Origin of the sequence: Paractinoplanes abujensis (assembly GCF_014204895.1) — a bacterium.
Taxonomy (GTDB): domain Bacteria; phylum Actinomycetota; class Actinomycetes; order Mycobacteriales; family Micromonosporaceae; genus Actinoplanes; species Actinoplanes abujensis.
Genome location: NZ_JACHMF010000001.1, coordinates 1,589,836 through 1,606,958, shown reverse-complemented (window position 1 = coordinate 1,606,958; position 17,123 = coordinate 1,589,836). Strand labels below are relative to the sequence as shown.

General features: G+C 71.5%; 13 protein-coding genes. 5 read left to right on the top strand and 8 right to left on the bottom strand.

Annotation, left to right across the window (positions count from 1 at the left end; genetic code table 11):
• Nucleotides 1–11: 11 nt before the first annotated feature.
• Nucleotides 12–623, bottom strand: coding sequence for a class I SAM-dependent methyltransferase (locus BKA14_RS06770; RefSeq protein WP_184950053.1), 612 nt, complete (start codon nt 621–623; stop codon nt 12–14).
• Nucleotides 624–741: 118 nt separating this feature from the next.
• Between BKA14_RS06770 and BKA14_RS06765 the strand changes: the two genes are divergently transcribed.
• The 5 genes from BKA14_RS06765 to BKA14_RS06745 all read left to right on the top strand — a co-directional run bounded on the left by BKA14_RS06765 (nt 742) and on the right by BKA14_RS06745 (nt 8,106).
• Nucleotides 742–2,427: a putative Ig domain-containing protein gene (locus tag BKA14_RS06765; RefSeq protein ID WP_184950052.1), complete on the top strand. Its 1,686-nt coding sequence runs from the start codon at nt 742–744 to the stop codon at nt 2,425–2,427.
• Nucleotides 2,424–3,068 carry a PulJ/GspJ family protein gene (locus tag BKA14_RS06760; protein WP_184950051.1) on the top strand — a complete coding sequence of 215 codons (645 nt, stop codon included), beginning with the start codon at nt 2,424–2,426 and terminating at the stop codon, nt 3,066–3,068. Before BKA14_RS06765 ends, BKA14_RS06760 begins: the two co-directional genes overlap by 4 nt.
• The gene (locus BKA14_RS06755; protein WP_184950050.1) at nt 3,065–4,573 is read left to right on the top strand and encodes a ricin-type beta-trefoil lectin domain protein; all 1,509 of its coding nucleotides are present in this window, start codon (nt 3,065–3,067) and stop codon (nt 4,571–4,573) included. Before BKA14_RS06760 ends, BKA14_RS06755 begins: the two co-directional genes overlap by 4 nt.
• A gap of 89 nt (nt 4,574–4,662) precedes the next feature.
• Complete coding sequence (locus BKA14_RS06750; protein ID WP_184950049.1) at nt 4,663–5,646, top strand: cation diffusion facilitator family transporter; 984 nt, start codon at nt 4,663–4,665, stop codon at nt 5,644–5,646.
• Between the two features lie 150 nt (nt 5,647–5,796).
• Entirely contained in the window at nt 5,797–8,106 is a 2,310-nt protein-coding gene (locus tag BKA14_RS06745) for a putative bifunctional diguanylate cyclase/phosphodiesterase (RefSeq protein WP_184950048.1), read from the top strand.
• On the opposite strand, the gene BKA14_RS06740 is transcribed toward BKA14_RS06745, so the two are convergent.
• The 7 genes from BKA14_RS06740 to BKA14_RS06710 form a co-directional block, all read right to left on the bottom strand.
• Nucleotides 8,103–9,191, bottom strand: a complete 1,089-nt coding sequence (locus tag BKA14_RS06740; protein ID WP_184950047.1) for an amidoligase family protein — start codon at nt 9,189–9,191, stop codon at nt 8,103–8,105. The genes BKA14_RS06745 and BKA14_RS06740 overlap by 4 nt on opposite strands.
• Nucleotides 9,188–10,021, bottom strand: a complete 834-nt coding sequence (locus BKA14_RS06735) for a hypothetical protein (RefSeq protein ID WP_184950046.1) — start codon at nt 10,019–10,021, stop codon at nt 9,188–9,190. The genes BKA14_RS06740 and BKA14_RS06735 overlap by 4 nt, the downstream gene beginning before the upstream one ends.
• On the bottom strand, nt 10,018–10,536 hold the full coding sequence (locus BKA14_RS06730; RefSeq protein WP_239092437.1) for a SigE family RNA polymerase sigma factor: 519 nt from the start codon (nt 10,534–10,536) through the stop codon (nt 10,018–10,020). Before BKA14_RS06730 ends, BKA14_RS06735 begins: the two co-directional genes overlap by 4 nt.
• 65 nt (nt 10,537–10,601) lie before the next feature.
• On the bottom strand, nt 10,602–13,136 hold the full coding sequence (locus tag BKA14_RS06725) for an ATP-binding protein (protein WP_184950045.1): 2,535 nt from the start codon (nt 13,134–13,136) through the stop codon (nt 10,602–10,604).
• A 38-nt stretch (nt 13,137–13,174) separates the two neighbouring features.
• Nucleotides 13,175–14,104, bottom strand: coding sequence for a diacylglycerol/lipid kinase family protein (locus BKA14_RS06720; RefSeq protein ID WP_184950044.1), 930 nt, complete (start codon nt 14,102–14,104; stop codon nt 13,175–13,177).
• A gap of 10 nt (nt 14,105–14,114) precedes the next feature.
• Nucleotides 14,115–15,716, bottom strand: a complete 1,602-nt coding sequence (locus BKA14_RS06715; RefSeq protein WP_311776102.1) for an alkaline phosphatase D family protein — start codon at nt 15,714–15,716, stop codon at nt 14,115–14,117.
• A gap of 81 nt (nt 15,717–15,797) precedes the next feature.
• Nucleotides 15,798–17,057: a pyridoxal phosphate-dependent aminotransferase gene (locus BKA14_RS06710; protein ID WP_184950043.1), complete on the bottom strand. Its 1,260-nt coding sequence runs from the start codon at nt 17,055–17,057 to the stop codon at nt 15,798–15,800.
• Nucleotides 17,058–17,123: the final 66 nt, after the last annotated feature.

Below are 17,123 nucleotides of genomic sequence, written 5' to 3'. Positions count from 1 at the left end.
CTCCGCGGTCCTTACACCGGCACTGTGCGCCGGAACACGTCGAGCACGAACCACTCGTCCTCGTGCCGCACGACCCGCGTCAGCCCTTCGACAGCCGAGAGCGCCGCACTGACCTGGAAGCCGTCGTAGTTCCCCCCGTTGCCCCGATCACGGAAGTGCACGGACACGAGGTCACCGTCGGGCTCCAGCAATTGCACGAAGCCGTCCAGCGCCGCCGCCAGATCGGCCGCCGAGAAGTAGTACAGCAGGTCCCCCACGACGATCAGGTCGAAGACCGACGAGGGGAGCTCGGCCGGAAGGTTGGCGCACTCCACCCGTACGTGGGGAAGGTCTTTGACTGTCTCGCGCGCCTGCGCAACCGCCGCCGGCACGCTGTCGACGGCCAGCACCTCGTCGCACCGCGCGGCCAGCAGCCGGGTGAGGAGCCCGATGGAGGCGCCCGGCTCGTAGCAGCGGCGGTAGCGCTCCCGGGGCAGGCTGGCCACCGTGACCGCGTACTTGCGCTGGTTGTGCCAGCTCACCGCGACGTCCCACGGGTCGTCCTTGGCCTCGTAGAGCCCGTTGAAGTGTTCCAGGGACACGGTGTCGGCGGGCGGCTGCGCGTCGTCCAGGGCTCGTACCACTCCTGAAACCTACCGACGCCGGCCGGCGCCCGGGACGGTGGGGGCCGACAACCTCAATGTCCGAATCTCCTAAGCGTCCGCCCGCCCGCTGCCGATGATCACGGTGAGGAGGGTGGGGATGGAAGGTACGCGCGACGATGAGGGATTCACTCTCATCGAGATGGTCGTCGCCTTGGCCGTCCTGGCCATCACCCTGCTGGCCAGCACCCCCTTCTTCGTCAGCAGCCTGCAGAGCGTCAACAAGCAGCGGACCCGCCAGGCGGCCATCCAGCTCGCCGACACCGCCATGGAGCAGGTGCGCGGGCTCAAGGGCAGTTCGCTGCTGAGCGGGCACGGTCAGCAGGCCGGCGAGGACCAGTTCGCGGCCGCCCCGGCCATCGTCAAGCCGTATCTGGCCACGATGCAGGTCGGCATGGACGCCGACAGCTCGGTGCTGCCCACCGACGGCGCGGACGCCCCGATCTCGACCGCGGCCCAGGTCACGACCATGGAGGGCACCCCGTACACCCGGATGATCTACATCGGGGGCTGTGAGGTCTATCTGACGTCGAGCTCGGGCGCGTGCGTCTATCCGGTCGGCAAGAGCGCGGAGCCGGCCGACAAGACCAAGATCCTCAAGTTCTTCCGGGCGGTCGTCCTCATCACCTGGCCCGACAACTCGTGCGCCACGACTGCGGGCAACCCGGCCAACACCTGCATGTATGTCACCTCGACGCTCGTGTCGCGGGCGCCGGAACCTCAGTTCGACCTCAAGCGGCCGTCCCCGGTCGTGATGACCACCTCGGTCACCTTCTACCTGGGTGTCGCCGCCTCGGCCCAGCTGGAGGCGCGCGGCGGTCAGCTGCCCAACACGTGGACCGTGAGCAAGCTGCCGGCCGGCCTGACCATGACCACGGGCGGCCTGATCACCGGCACCCCGACCACGGCGGGCGTCACTCCGGCCACGACCACGGTCACCGACAAGCTGAACCGCAGCGACACCGCGTCCATCACCTTCACCGTGGTGCTGCCGCCCACCGTGGCGATGCCCGCCGCGGCCGCGAACCACGTCGGCGAGGAGGTCAGCCTGCAGGCCACCGCGGCCAACGGCGTCGGCCCGTACGTCTACACGTCCTCCACGCTGGCCCCGGGGCTGGCCGTCGACAACGCCGGCGGGGCGATCACCGGCACGGTCACCGACCCCGGCACGTTCGCCTCGACCGTCACCGCCACCGACCAGAACGGCATCTCGGGCGACGGCACCTACACCCACACGGTGTATCCGGCCGTCACGCTGGGTCCGCCGGCCGACCAGTCGATCGCGCTCAACGCCAAGCTCGTCATGACCGCGGTCGGCGGAGGCGGCGACGGCAAGTACAGCTACAGCGCCACGGGCCTGCCCACCGGGGTGTCGATCAACAACAAGAGCGGCGCCATCAACGACAAGGTCACCATCTCGGGACGGTTCCTGCCCACGATCACCGCCACCGACAGCCTCGGCGGCACCGGCGGTTCGGCCAGTCAGCGCTTCGTCCTGCTGGTCAACACCACCAGCTCGCTGATCTTCACCGCGCCCGCCCTGGCCGCGCCCGACCGGACCACCGCCCGCGGCACCGCGGCCTCGATGACGCTGGCCACCAACGGGGCCCTGCTCGGCCTGAGCCCGGTGATCACGGTGACCGGCCTCCCGCCCGGCCTGACCTACAACGCCACGACCGCCACCATCGCCGGCACGCCGACCACAGCGGGCTCCTACACGGTCACCGCCACGGCCACCACCGTGACCGCCACCAGCGTGCTCACCCTGCTCTGGACCGTGACATGAGCGGCGGACGGGAGCGCGAGCCCGGCGACAGCGGCGTCACCCTCGTGGAGCTGCTGGTCGGCATGGGGCTGCTGTCGGTCGTGCTGGTCGTCGCGATGGGCGGGCTGGTCGAGATCTACTCGAACGTGAACCGGGTCGACACCACCGCCAACGCCCGGGACCAGCTCACCAACAGTTTCCGCCGGCTCGACAAGGAGCTGCGGTACGCCAACTGGGTGTCCACGCCCGGGCTGGTCGGCGGCACCTGGTACCTCGAATACGCCACGTCGCTCGGCTGCCGTCAGCTGGCCCTCAAGAACGGCGTGCTGACCACTGCTTCGTGGGTGCTGCCGAGCACCACGCCGGGCCCGCCGACCGCGATCGCCGCCAACCTGGCCCAGACCGGCACCACGCCACCGTTCACGGTCTATCTGCCCAACTCCACCCCGTACGCCTCGGCCAGCCCCAACGTCTCCGGTGTGGGCCGCGACTACCAGCTCGCCTACACCCAGGTGCGGCTGCGCTTCACCGGCAAGGTGGGCGTGACCAGCCTGCCGCTCGACGTGCTGTTCACGGCCCAGAACACCAACGCCAGCAACGTCTTCTCGGACGCCGGCAAGCTGGTCGACAACGACTGCGGCAAGGCGAGGCCGGCGTCGTGATGCGCATCCGATCCCGTACGGACGACACCGGCTCGATCCTGATGGCGCTGCTCGTCGTCACCGTCGTCATGTCGCTGTCCGCGGTGCTGGTGCCGATGGTCGTCCGCCAGATCAGGACCAGCCAGAGCCTGGGCGAACGCAACACCGCGCTCAACGCCTCGCAGGCCGGCATGGACGTGATGATGGCGCGGGTGCGGGCAGCCGCCGATCAGAACACCCAGAGCGGCTATCTGGAGAACCTGCCGCCGTGCACGCTGACCGGCGACGCCGGCGTGAACTCGGCCGGCGAGACGCTCTCGTACGTGGTGACGCTGACGTACCGGGATCAGGACGGCAAGGACCTGAGCTGCCCGACCAACGACGTGCCGACCACCGCGGTCGTCAGTTCGGTCGGCTGGGGCGGCCCGGTCAAGCGGACGCTGACCGCCACGTACGTCTTCTCCACGAGCAACACCAACATCCCGGGCGGCCAGATCCGGATCGCCACCTCCACCCTGGGCAATCAGTGTTTCGACTCGGGCACGAACGGCGCCCCCGCGGCCGACACCCCACTGCTGATGGCGCCCTGCGACGGCAGCAGCCGTCAGCAGTTCGGCTACACGGCCGACCTCTACCTCAAGCGGATCAACTCGGAGTCGTCGGCCGCGTCGTCGGGCATGTGCCTCTGGGCCAGCGACGCCCGCAAGGCCGGCACGGCCCTGGTCTTCCGGGCCTGCCCGGCCGTGCGGACCACGACGTTCCAGTGGGCCTTGGACGGCAGCTCGATGTTCCATTCGACGACCACTGCCAGCAAGTCCGACGGCAGCTCCTGCGTCAACGTGCAGGCGCCGGGCTCCACGGCGAACAAGGCCGTCGTGCTGGGTGGTTGCTCGGTCAACAACAGCACCACGGTGTTCCGCTCGGCCACCGGCGTCGGCGCGGGCATGGCCGGCGACAACACCAACCAGCTGGTCAACTACGCCCAGTTCAGCCGCTGCCTCGACGTGACCAGCAAGAACATGAACTCGACATACATGATCGCCTGGTTCTGCAAGCAGGACCCGGGCGGTGTCGTCGACTTCAACCAGCAATGGGTCCACCCGACCCCGGTCGTCCCGGCCGTCACCGCGACCGGGCCGATCATCGTCAACAACACCAACGCCACCAGCAACAGCAAGAACGGCCTGGCCGCCAACAACTACTGCCTGCGCTCCCCCGGCGTCGTCAACGCGACCTCGTGGGTGACCGTCGTGACCTGCACGACCCCGGCCGCTCAGGCCGCGACGAACCTGCAGTGGACCGTCTACCACGACACCGGCGACTACGGCACCAGCTACCGCATCAAGGACTACAAGGGCTATTGCCTGCAACCCACCGACCAGGCCAGCGGCGTCGCGAACGACTTCCACGGCGACGGCACCAGCAAGGTCAAGGTGTCCGTCTGCAACACCTCCGAACTGCAGAAATGGAACGCCCCGGCCAACATCAGCCAGCCCACCCCCCTGGTCGACCTGATCGAGAAGTGACCGCCGCACTGTCGCGAGCCATGCGTTTCTGCAGGTCATTAGCATTTGCGGCGTTGTCGCACGCCTACCCCCGGGCGTAGGGTCGGCGCATGGGCGAGCACCATCACCACGGCGGTTCCGGGCACTCGCACGACAGTGCCGACAAGGTCGACAGCGCGCTCGAGGCCTCGCGGGACGGGCTGCGGGCGCTGTGGATCTCCCTGGCCGGGCTGGGCGTCACGGCGCTGCTGCAGGGGCTGATCGTGGTGCTGTCCGGCTCGGTCGCGCTGCTCGGTGACACCTTGCACAATGTGGCCGACGCGCTCACCGCCGTGCCGCTGGCCATCGCGTTCCTGATCGGCCGGCGCGCCGCCACCCGGGCCTACACGTACGGCTTCGGCCGCGCCGAGGATCTCGCGGGCATCGTCATCGTGCTGGTCATCGCGGGCTCGGCGGTCGCCGCGGGCTGGCTGGCCGTCGACCGCCTGGTCAACCCGCGCACCATGACTCACATCCCGTGGGTGCTGGCGGCCGGCGTCGTCGGGTTCGCAGGCAACGAGGTCGTGGCCCGCTACCGCATCACCGTCGGCCGGCGCATCGGCTCGGCCGCCCTGGTCGCCGACGGCCTGCACGCCCGCACCGACGGCTACACGTCACTGGCCGTCGTGCCGGCCGCGGGCGGCGCCTGGCTCGGGTGGGGCTGGGCCGATCCGGTCGTCGGCCTGGCCATCACCGTGGCCATCGCGTTCGTGCTCCGGGACGCCGCCCGCGAGGTCTGTCACCGGCTGCTGGACCGGGTGGATCCGGCGCTGGTCGACGGGGCCGAGACCGCCCTGCTCGCGGTGCCGGGCGTGCACGCCGTGCCGGGCCTGCGGCTGCGCTGGATCGGTCACCGCCTGCACGCCGAGGCCACGATCGTGGTCGACGCCGAGCTGAGCCTGCTGGCCGCGCACGAGATCGCGGCCGACGCCGAGCACCGGCTGACCCACCGGGTGCCCCGCCTGACCGGCGCCACCGTGCACGTCGACCCGGCCAGCCATCCCGGCGACGACCACCACCGCGAGCTGGCCCATCACCGAGCCGGCCCTTCGTAACCGAGGACCTGTTGATCAGTCCGCCCGGTGGGGTCACCGGCGCTTGTGGCGATCGCGTCGGCGATTGAGCGGTTCTCCCATTTGCCGGAACCGTACGGCGGGCGGCGGGAGAATGGGGGCAAGGAACGCGCGGACCCGAAGGGCGGCCGGTTGCCCGAGCAGGCAGGACCATCCCGTACGTACGGCTGGTGGCTGTTCCTGCTCCTGACCGGCGCGTTGGTGCTGCTGGCCCCGGTGTTCGGGCACGCCGGGCAGCTCTGCGCCTACAGCGTCGCCGGGGCCGGCGGCACCGCGGCCGTGCTGACCGGTCTGCGCCGGCGGCGCCTGGCCCGGCCGGTCGCGTGGTGGGCCCTCGCCGTGGCCACCGCGTTCGGCACGATCGCGACGGCGTTCTGGGCGGCCGAGGCGATCACGGGGTCGATCAGCGTGGCCGGGATCGGCCTGGTCGACCTGCTGTATCTCGCCGCGTACCCCGCCTTGGCGGCCGGTCTCGCCCTGCTGCCCGGCCGGGCCGAGATCTCCCGCGGGGCCGGGCTGACCGAGACCGCCATCGTGCTGTGCACCGGCGTGATGCTCGCCTACGTGCTGCTCTACGACCCGTACGTGCTCGACCGGGGCCGGGCCCTCGAGGTGCCGGTGGCCGGCGTCTACCCGTTCCTGGACGCGGTCCTGTTCGGGATGGCGTCGCGGCTCCTGATCGTCGAGGGCAAGCTGACCCGCCCCCTGGCCCTGGTGCTGGTCGCGACGGTGCTGCTGACCGTGTCCGACGTGCGCTACTTCCTCGAGGTGGCCTCGCTCGACGCGATCGCCGGCACGACGCTGAGCACGGCCGGTTGGGCCGCCGCGCTCGTCCTGATCGGCGGGGCCGCCCTGCACCCGGTGCCCGATCCGCCCGCCGAGCCGCCCGGCCCGATCACCAACGCGTGGTGGATGCTGCTGCTGCACATCGTGACCGTGCTGGTCGGGCCGGCCAGCACCGGGTACGCCCTGCTGCGCGAGCACCGGATGCCGCAGCACGACCTGGGCGACGTCGGGGTCCCGCTGGCCCTGACGGCCATGGTCTCGGTGCTGCTGGTGATCCGGATGGCGCTGGCCACCCGCCTCGCCGAACGGCAGGCCACCAGCCTCACGCACTCGCTGGCCGAGCAGGCCGCCATGCAGGAGTCGATCCGGCACATGGCCCTGCACGACACCCTGACCGGGCTCCCCACCCGGCACCTGCTGGAGGAACGGCTGGCCGGCGCCGCGCCCGCGGGTGGCGCGCTGATGCTGCTCGACCTGGACGGCTTCAAGGACGTCAACGACCGGCTGGGCCACACCGTCGGCGACCGGCTGCTGGTGGCGGTGGCCGGGCGGCTGCGCGAGCTGCTCGGCCCCGGCGAGACGCTGGCCCGTCCGGGTGGCGACGAATTCGCTCTCCTGCTCCCCCGGATCGCGCCCGGCGAGGTCGACGCCCGCGCCGAGGCCGTGCTGGCCACGCTGCGGCAACCGGTCGCGGTCACCGGGCACACCCTGCACGTGTCGAGCAGCATCGGGGTCCGCCGCCTGGAGGACGGGGCGGGCGTGGCCGAGCTGCTCAGCGACGCCGACCTGGCCCTGTACGCCGCCAAGGCCGAGGGCAAGGACCGCCACCAGGTGTTCGACCCCCGGATGCGCCGGGAGCAGGCGGGCCGGATCCGCATGGTGGAACGTCTGCGCGAGGGGCTCGAGGCCGACGAGTTCACCGTGCACTACCAGCCCATCGTGACCCTGCGCGGCGGCCGCTCGGTCGCGTTCGAGGCGCTGGTGCGCTGGACGCCGCCGGGTCAGGACCCGATCGGGCCGGACCGGTTCATCCCGGCCGCCGAGGACAGTGGCCTGATCGTCTGCCTGGGCGAGTGGGTGCTGCGGCGGGCCTGCGCCGACGCCGCGCCCTGGTTCCACACGTACGGCACCACGATCACGGTCAACGTGTCGCCGCGGCAGCTGGCCGAGCACGACTTCGCCGACAAGGTGCGCCGGGCGCTGGACGACAGCGGGCTGCCGGGCGCGGCGCTCACCCTGGAGATCACCGAGGGCGTGCTGGTGCGGTCGGGCGCGCACGCCGAGCTGACCTTGGCCCATCTGACCGAGCTGCGCTCCGCGGGCGTACGGGTGGCCATCGACGACTTCGGCACCGGGTATTCGTCGCTGGCCTACCTGCGGGACCTGCCGATCGACTTCCTCAAGATCGACAAGTCGTTCATGCCGGACGACCCCACCGACGCGCAGCAGGGCGCCCTCGTCCGGGCCGTGGTCGACCTGGCCCGCAGCCTGCGGCTGGTCACCGTGGCCGAGGGGGTGGAGACCGCGCACCACGCCGAGCTGCTGCGCACGCTGGGCTGCGACCGCGGGCAGGGCTGGCTCTTCGGCCGGCCGGGCACCGCGGCGGCGGCCTCGCTCAGGCTGGTCTCGGAAGCCACCGTGACCGTACGCAGTTAGCGGCGCGCCATCGCCTCGGCCGCGAACTCCATCAGCTGCTCGATCGGGTCGGCCGCCACCGGGGGCAGCGAGGACGCCATCAGGCAGCGCTCCAGCAACAGCTCGACCAGCGCGGCCCGGTTGACGATCTCGTCGGTGTCGATCGCCCCGGGCAGGATGCGGACCTCGACGGTGTCGCGGATCGGGTGCTCGGCGAACAGCTGCGTCAGGTTGACGTCGAAGAACTTGGTCAGCCCGCCCTCGTCGGCCGCGCGGCTCAGGTCGTCCCACCCGGGCCGGCCGGGCTGACCCGGCCGGCCACCTGACCCGAGCCGCCCGGTGGTGGCGGCCACCAGCGGCTCGGGCAGCGGGGCGAGGCGGCGGCAGGCCGGGTTGGTCTGCAGCAGCGCCCGCAACGGCTCGCGCCAGTGCGCGAACAAGCGCACCACGTTGGCCAGGGCCGCCGGCCGGCGGAACGGCCCGCCGTCGAGGTGCAGGTGCACCGCGGCCTCGACCGGCACGGTGAAGCCGAGCTCGCGGGCGGGCGCGAGCAGCTCCTCCAGGGCCTCGTCGTGACCGGCGGCCAGCGGCGGGGTGATCACTTCGCAGGGCCGCTCGCGCTCGCCGCCGGCCGGGGCGGCGAGCGCGATCGTGCTGCCCCCGGCGTCGTCGAGGCGGAAGACGTCGCCGATCTGCTCGGGCTTGACCCGCCACAGTGCGGCGGCCGGGTCGAGCACCGTGTCGAGCGGAGCAGCCGGGTCGCACTGCTCGGCCAGCAGGCCCAGCAGCCGCGAGTCGTCGCTGAGCACGCGGAACCAGCCCGGTGGGGCCGGGACCCGCGGGTCGAGGCCGTCGACCAGGGTGATGTCGTCGACCAGGGTGCACAGCGGGGTGCCGTCCGGCCGGTCGACCGCGAAGCCCAAGGTGAGATTGAGGAACCGGCCCAGGCCGGGCACGAGCGACGGTTCGCTGTCGCGATGCCAGACCGGGCGGACCCGGCCGCCGCAACGGGCGGCCAGGTCGTCGGCGAGGCTGCGCCGGCTGGCCCCCGCGGGGGCCATCAGCTCGATCTCGAAGCCGATGCGCCGGCGCAACCGGTCGCTCACGGCTTGATCGGCAGTTCCTGGCCGGCCAGCAGGCGCATGCCCGCCTCGACCTTGGCCGACCACGTGTCCTTGAGGTTCCACAGCTTGGCCAGCTTCGCGGCGTCCTCCGCCTCGTAACCGGCCTCCCAGAACGCGCTGGCCCGCTTGTTCTCCAGGGCGGCGGCGACGTTCTCCTTGGTCGGCTTGACCGGCAGCTCCTCGCCGGCGAGGAGGCGCTTGCCCGCCTCCAGCTTGGCGTCGGCCGGGTCCTTGATCTTCCAGATCTTGGCCAGCTTCTCGGCCTCGGTCCAGGTGTAGCCGGCGTTGAAGAACGCCTGGAACTGCTTGTCCTGCTCGGGGGAGATCGTCTCCTCCTCGACCGGGGCATCGGGCGAGGGCTTGATCGGCAGGGTCTCGCCGAGCAGCAGGCGGCGGCCCGCCTCGGCCTTGACCGCGAGCCGGTCGTCGCCGTTCATCTTCCACAGCCGGGCCAGCACACCGGCGTTGTCGTAGCCGTAGCCGGCCTCGGTGTAGGCCTCAAGGTTGCGGTCGTAGTCGGTGGGGCCGTTCGACGGCGCCGCCGACGGCTTGGCCGGCGCGCCGGCCGGGACCCCGGCGGCGGTGTTGGTGACCGGCTGGTTGGCCGGCAGGAACGCGGGCAGGTTGATCGCCCCGGCGACGAGGCCGGCGGATAGCACGCCACCGGCCGCGATCTGGGCGCCCCGCCGGCGCCGCTTGTACTTGGTGGAGAGCTCCTGGACGCGGGCGTACACCGCGGCCGGGTCGATATTGGTGTCTTCGTGGGTCTCGAAAGCCTCGCGCAGCTGATCGTGGTGCGGCTGCTCAGTCACGACTTCTCCTCGGCGGGAATGCGTTCCATGAGCTCCGGTGAGAGCCGGAGCGTTTTCAGCGCCCTCGACGCGTGGCTGCGGACCGTCGCCGGGGAGCACCCCAGCAGGTCGGCGATCTGCTCGTCCTCCAGCTGCTCGTAATACCGCAGCACCAGGACCGCCCGCTGTTTGCGCCCGAGAGTGGACAGGCGCTTCCAGAGGACGTCGGCCATGACGACACCGTCGGCGTGGTCGCGCACACCACCCCGGGCGTCGTCGAGGTCGACGAGCCTTTCCCCGACCGCGTGCACGTGACGGACAGCCCAGCTGCGCCGCCACGACAGGTACTCGTTGAGCACCATGCGCCGCACGTACGCCTCGGGGACTTCCGCCTCGCTGATCCGCCGCCATCGAACCTGCGCCCGGGCCAGAACCTCCTGGACTATGTCCTGTGCGAGATCACGGTCGCCGGTGAGGACGACCGCATACCGCAGGAGGCTCGGGAGCCGGGCCATCGCGAACTGCTCGAAGGTCACAACCACTACGACGCACCCCGTGCCGGTTCTGTGCAATCCCGTACGAAACTATTTTCGCGCGGACCTCAGGCTTGCACGGCAGGCAGCGTAACGGTGAACGTCGTGCCCCCGCCGTGGGCCGGCCGGGCCGCGATGGTGCCCTGGTGGGCCTCCACGATCGCCTTGGTCACGGCCAGCCCGAGGCCGGTGCCCTTGATCCCTTCGCGGGCCGCGTTGCCGGCCCGGAAGAACCGGGTGAACAGCTGCGGGTACTGCTCGGCGGGGATGCCGATGCCGGTGTCGCTGATCTCGATCGTCACACCGTCGCCGCCGGTCTCGGCCGTGACGCTGACCCGGCCGCCCTCGGGCGTGTACTTGATCGCGTTGGACAGCAGGTTGTCCAGAGCCTGCCGCAGCCGCTGGCCGTCGGCGTGCACCGGCAGGTGCGGTTCGAGCCGCAGCTGCACGGTCAGCCGCTTGCCGTCCGCGGTGGGGCGGTGGTTCTCGACCACGTCGCGCAGCAGCCGGCCCGCCGACATCGGGCGCGGGTCGATACTCAGGTGCCCGGCGTCCAGGCGGGCCAGGTCGAGCAGGTCGTCGACCAGCCGCTGCAGGTGCTCGGCGTTGCGGTCGACGACCGCGGCGTACCGGCGGTCGGCTTCGGCCAGCTCGGCGCTCTCCAGCAGTGTCTCCATGTAGCCGCGGATCACCCCGATCGGGTTGCGCAGCTCGTGGATGACCAGCGCAGTCAGCTCGTCCTTCATCCGGTCCAGCTCCTGCTGGGCGGAGAACAGCGCGAGCTGCAGGTCCTCGGCCCGGCGGCGCTCGACGAACCGGCCCAGGTGCGCGCCGATCGTGTCCAGGACGTCGGCGATGTCCGGGTCGAACCGCAGCTCGGTGTCGAGGAAGAACGCGAGCACGCCGAGCACCCGGCGCCCGGCCCGCACGGGCAGGCCCACCACCGTACGGATGCCGGCCGCGCGGGCCGCCTCGGCGCGTCCCGACGACATCGACTCCGGCCCGCCCCACACGTCGGCGCCCGTACGCCAGACCAGCCCGGCCAGGCCCTCGCCACGGCCGAACTCCAGCGGTTCGTCGCCCGTGAACGCGGACAGCTCGCGACCGGCGGCGGTGTGCGAGCTGAGCCGCACGATGTGCCGGCGGTCCTCGGCGACCTGCCAGTACTCGCCGCACAGCCAGCCCAGCGAGTCGGCCACGGCCACGACCGCGCGGATGGCGGCCTGCTCGGCGTTGGTGGCCTCGGAGAGCACCTGGTCGACGGCGTGCCGGGTGCGGCGCAGCACCTCGGCGTGGTGGGCCTCGGTGACCTCGTGCATGGCGGCCACGGCCCCCAGGCGGCGGCCGTCGGGGGTGTCGATCGGGCGGGCGTTGGTCAGGAAGCGCCGCGGTGTGCCGTCCGGGCCGGGCACGACGAGCGGCTGGCCGTCGACCACCTCGCCGGTGAACGCGCGGGCCAGCGGCACCTGGTCCGCCGGCACGAGCGTCTGGCCGTCCTCGGCGTACAGGCCGTACTGCTGCGACCAGGTCTCCCCGGGCGCGTCCGGCGCGGCGTCGGCGCCGTGGATCTGGCGCAGGGCCTGGTTGAAGAAGGCCAGGTTGCCCTCCCGGTCGCAGGCCGCCACGCCGGTGTCCAGGCTGTCCAGCAGGGCCTGCAGGAACGCGCGGTCGTCCTCGATCTCCTGGCGGCGGCGCTCCAGCTCCGCGGTCGCGATCATCCGGTCGGTGATGTCGTGCAGGAACGCGTGCGACACGAGCTCGCCCTGCTCGACGGCCACCTGGATGGTCATCTCGATCGGGAACTCGCGGCCGGTGCGGTCGATCGCGGCCAGCTGCAGTCGCTGCCCGGTCAGTAGCGACTGGCCGCTGGCGCGCACGCGGGCCATTCCGGCCCGGTGCATCTCGCGGAACCGCTCGGGCACGATCAGCTCGGCCGCCGGCCGGCCCATGGCCTCGGCGGCGGCGTAGCCGAACAGGCGCTCGGCGGCCGCGTTCCAGGCGACCACGTCACCGCCGGCGTCGAGCGAGATGTACGCGTCGTAGGCACTGTCGAGCACCGACTGCATCCGGGCCGAAGCCAGCAGCTGCTCGCCGTGCAGCAGACGCAGCGCGATCTCGGACTCGGCCGCCGCGGCCAGGTCCCGTACGGTGGCCAGGTCCTCCTCCGACCAGGCGCGGGGCTTGTCGTCGGTGACGCAGAACGAGCCCAGCACCAGCCCGTTCGGGGCGCGCAAGGGAAAACCGGCGTAGGCGATGATCTGGTAGTCGGGGATCGACAGGTTGGTGTGCAGACGGTCGTCGGTGCGGGCGTCGGAGATGATCAGCGGCGCCTCGTCGAGCACCACGTGCTGGCAGAACGAGTGGCTCAGCGGCGTCTGCATGTCGCGTTCGAGCTGGGGCGGCAGACCGCAGCCGCTGGCGAAGCGCTGCCGGTCGGCGTCGACCAGCGAGACCAGCGCCAGGCGGGCCCCGGTGAGCCGGGCCGCCATCCGGGTCAGGCGGTCCAGCGATTCCACCGGCCCCGCGTCGAGCAGGCCGGTCGCCCGCAGGATCCGCAGCCGGTCGGAGTCTGCGAGGGGGTTGTCGTCGAGCGCCGTCCGCATAACGGATGCATCGGCCGCTCGGGGCAAAAGTTGAGAGGCTAACGGTCGGGCGTGCCGGCCGGGGCCATCACCCGCAGCGCGTTGGCGGCCAGCCCGATGCGCATCGGGGTGCGGCCGGCGGGCTCGCCGTCGACCTCCACCCGGGCCGGGCGGTCGGTCTCCAGCCACAGCTCCCCCGTGGCCAGGAACGGCTCCTCCCGCAGCGTGCGCGAAGGTCCCTTGGCGGCGTTGCGAGCCGTCTCGACCAGCAACTCCCGGCGTTTCGGACCGCCGACCGCGTACGTGACCAGCAGCCGGTCGTCGGCATCGGCGTCACCGGCGATGGGGCGGCCCGCGTGGTGGCCGCCGTTGGCCACGTACACCTGGTGGCTGCTGAACTCGTGGCTGCGGCCCTCGGTGCGCACGGTGATGCGCAGCGGCCGGTGCCGGGTCAGCAGGCCGAGCGCGGTCAGCGGGTAGGCCAGGCGGCCCAGGGCGCGCTTGAGCGGGCGCGGCGCCTTGAGCATGACCTCGGCCGACAGCCCGACCCCGACGTGGTTGGTGAACGGCTCGTCGCCCGCCAGCCCCAGGTCGAGGTCGATCACCTTGCCCTTGACCAGCACCTCGACGGCCTCGCCGAGGTCGAGCGGGGTGTGCGCGGTGCGGGCGAAGTTGTTGGTGGTGCCCAGCGGGAGCAGCCCCAGCGCGACGTCGCGATGGGCCAGCAGCCGGGCCGCCGTGCTGATCGTGCCGTCGCCGCCGCCCGCGATGAGCAGGTCGGGCCCCTTGGCCAGGCCTTCGGCGAGCAGCCGGGGCAGCTCGCGCGGCCGCTCGACCGCGGTCGCCCCGAGCAGCGTGAACCCGGCCTGCTTGAGCCGCTCGAACGTGTTGTCGTAGAGCAGCCGGCCGCGGCGCGAATGAGCGTTGACGACCAGCACCGCCCGCTTCGACTCGCGGATGTCCTCGGTCAACTGCTCCTTCGTGCGCATCCGGAGGAGCTTATCGGGTCAGGACGCTGGTCCCCGCTTCGACGGCCCACGACGCGCTCGTGGTGACCGGCGCCTCACGCACGTCGATCGTGTCGACCGTACGGACGTCGGTGTGCCAGACGGACCGGCCGACCGAGCAGCGCAGATAGCCGCGCTTGGACCCGTCGAAGTAGCGCACGTGCGGGTTGAGGACCGGGTTGACCTGTTTGAGCGGCGCGTCGAAGGCGATCGGGAAGTCCGAGCTGACCGAGGTGGCGGTGAACTCGACGGCGACCGGCTTGAGCTCGGGCCGGTCGAAGTCGGTGCGCAGCTCGGAGAACCAGGTCGAGTGGATGTCGCCGGCCAGGATGATCGGGTTGCTGACCCGCCGGTCGGCCAGGTAGGTGAGGAACCGGGCGCGCTGCGGGGCGTAGCCGTCCCACTGGTCGAGGTTGGCCACGATCGGCGGGACCGGGGCGCCGGTCGGGTTGGGGAACTTGATCCGGCTCATCATCACCTGCTGGGCCACCACGTTCCAGCGGGCCGGCGAGTGGTCGAGGCCCCGCTTGAGCCAGCTCTCCTGGTGCTCGCCGGTGAGCGTGCCTGCCGCGTTGGCCAGCCCCGCCTCGGCCAGGCCGAAGTCTCCCGGGAAACCGCCGGGCTGGTCGCTGCGGTACTGCCGGGTGTCGAGCACGTTGAGGCGCAGCAGCCGGCCGAAGTCGAAGCGACGGAAGATCCGCAGATCGGCACTGCCCGGGCGCAGATCGGCGCGGATCGGCATGTGCTCGTAGTAGGCCTGGTAGGCGGCGGCGCGCTGGCGGGCGAACTGCGCCGGTGCCCGGAACGTGGCCCCGGTGTCGTCGACCTCGTCGATCAGGCCGGCGTAGTTGTTCTCGGTCTCGTGGTCGTCCCAGGTGACGATCCACGGGAACGCGGCGTGCGCGGCCTGCAGCGCCGGGTCGGACTTGTACTGCGCGTGCCGGGCCCGGTAGTCGTCCAGCGTGACGAGCTGGTCGAGCCCCGGCGTGGCCGGCGTGGTGTGGTTGCGGTCGGCGAAGCGGCTGCCCGGGTCGTACTCGTAGATGTAGTCGCCCAGGTGCACGACCACGTCGAGGTCCTCGGCGGCCAGGCCCCAGTAGGCGGGCCAGTAGCCGTTCTGGAAGTCCTGGCAGTTCACGATGCCGAAGCGCAACCGCTGGGCGCTGCGGTGCGGGGAGACCGCGGTCCGCGTGCGGCCCGTGGGGCTGATCTGACCGAGGGCGCGGAAGCGGTAGAAGTATTCGTGGCCGTCGTCGAGGCCGCGCGCGTCGACGTGCACGGAGTGGGCCAGCTCGGCGCGGGCGGTCGTGCGGCCCTGGCGCACCACCCGGCGGAAGCGCTCGTCCCGGGCGACCTGCCACTCCACCTCGACCGGGCGGCGCAGACCGGCGCGCACCAGCCGGGTCCACAGGATGACGGCCGTCGGCAGCGGGTCACCGCTGGCCACGCCGAGCGGGAACAGGCCCGCCGTCCCTGTTGCGTGCGCGGCCCCCGCCGGCAGGGCGGCGGCGCCGGCGGCCGCGGCGGCGCCGGCGAGAAGGTGGCGGCGGGTGGGCATCATTGCCTCCTGAGTGGACGTCTCGACGACGATCACCCTGTCGGCCCCCGATGGCAAGGAAGTGACGGGATGATGACCGCCTGCCGAACGCTCGCGCCCGCGTCCACGAGAGGCCGGCTATGCGTTCGCGGCGCGGCGGGCCGTGTATTCGCTCGAACGGCGTGACGGGTACGGGATCAGGTTGTCGGGGGCCTCGTCGAGCCCGCCGCTCCAGCTGCGCCCACGCTCCATGGGCGGCTCCTCGGAGTACGACCGGACGCGGAACTGGCGGCCGTAGTCCATCATGCCGTCGATCAGCCGGTCGACGTCGCGGGCCGGACGCACCACCAGGCGCATGAACTGGCTGGTCATGCCGAGCTTGTTGCCGCACTCGCGGGTGTAGACGCCGTGGTTGGCCACCAGGTAGTCGCGCAGCGCCACGCCGGACCACTCGGTGGGCAGCTTGACCAGGATGAAGTTGCCCTGCGAGGGGAAGACGGTCAGCCCGGGGATGCGGCCCAGCTCGCCCGCCATGGCACGACGGTCGCGGCTGAGCAGGCGCAGGCTGTCCTCGTACTCCTCCTCGTGGTCCTGGATCATGAAGACGACCTTCTCGGCCAGCGAGTTCAGGTTCCACTTGGGCAGGGCCTTGCCGATCTTGCCGGCGATCGACGGGTTGGCCATCAGGTAGCCGAACCGGATGCCGTGCAGGCCGAAGTTCTTGCCCAGGCTCTTGAGCACGACCGTGTTGGGCCGGATGACCGCGTCGGGCCCGGCCGACGGATACTGCTCCAGGTCGCTGAAGTCGATGAACGACTCGTCGATGACGACCAGGTCGAGGTCGCCCAGCATGTCCATGAAGCGGATGACGTCGCGGCGGGGCAGGTAGCAGCCGTCGGGGTTGTTGACGTTGCAGATCACGGCCACGCGGGAGCCGCGGTCGCGGATGAAGCGCACGTAGTCGTCGAGGTTGAGCCGGAAACCGTCGCGTTCCTGCAGCGGGAACATGTCGACCCGTTTGCCGGTTTCGAGCGGCTGGTCGGTCCAGCGGCCGAACGTGGGGATCGGGATCGCCACGCTCTCCTTGATCAGCAGGTGGTCGATCCAGGTGATCAGCTCGGTGGAGCCGTTGGCCATGGCCACCGTCTGCGGGTGCAGCCCGAGCACGCTGCACAGCTTCTTGGTGATGCTGGTGGAGTCGCTCGGGTAGTACTTCAGGATGTTCTTGAGGTCGCGGGTGAGCTCGTCGAACATCTCGGGGGTCGGGAAGTACGGATTGCAGGGGATGCAGAAGTCCACGATCTCCACGCCCTCGCCCGCGCTGCGCGAGAGGTCGAAGTAGGAGGCGCTGTGGGCCCCTTTGTGCAGGATCGAGGTGTCGATTCCGGTCCCGGCCATCGCGACTCCCTAACTCGTGCGTCGTCACGCCACTCCGCCGTGGCGTGCCGCCCTCCAGTACGGGAG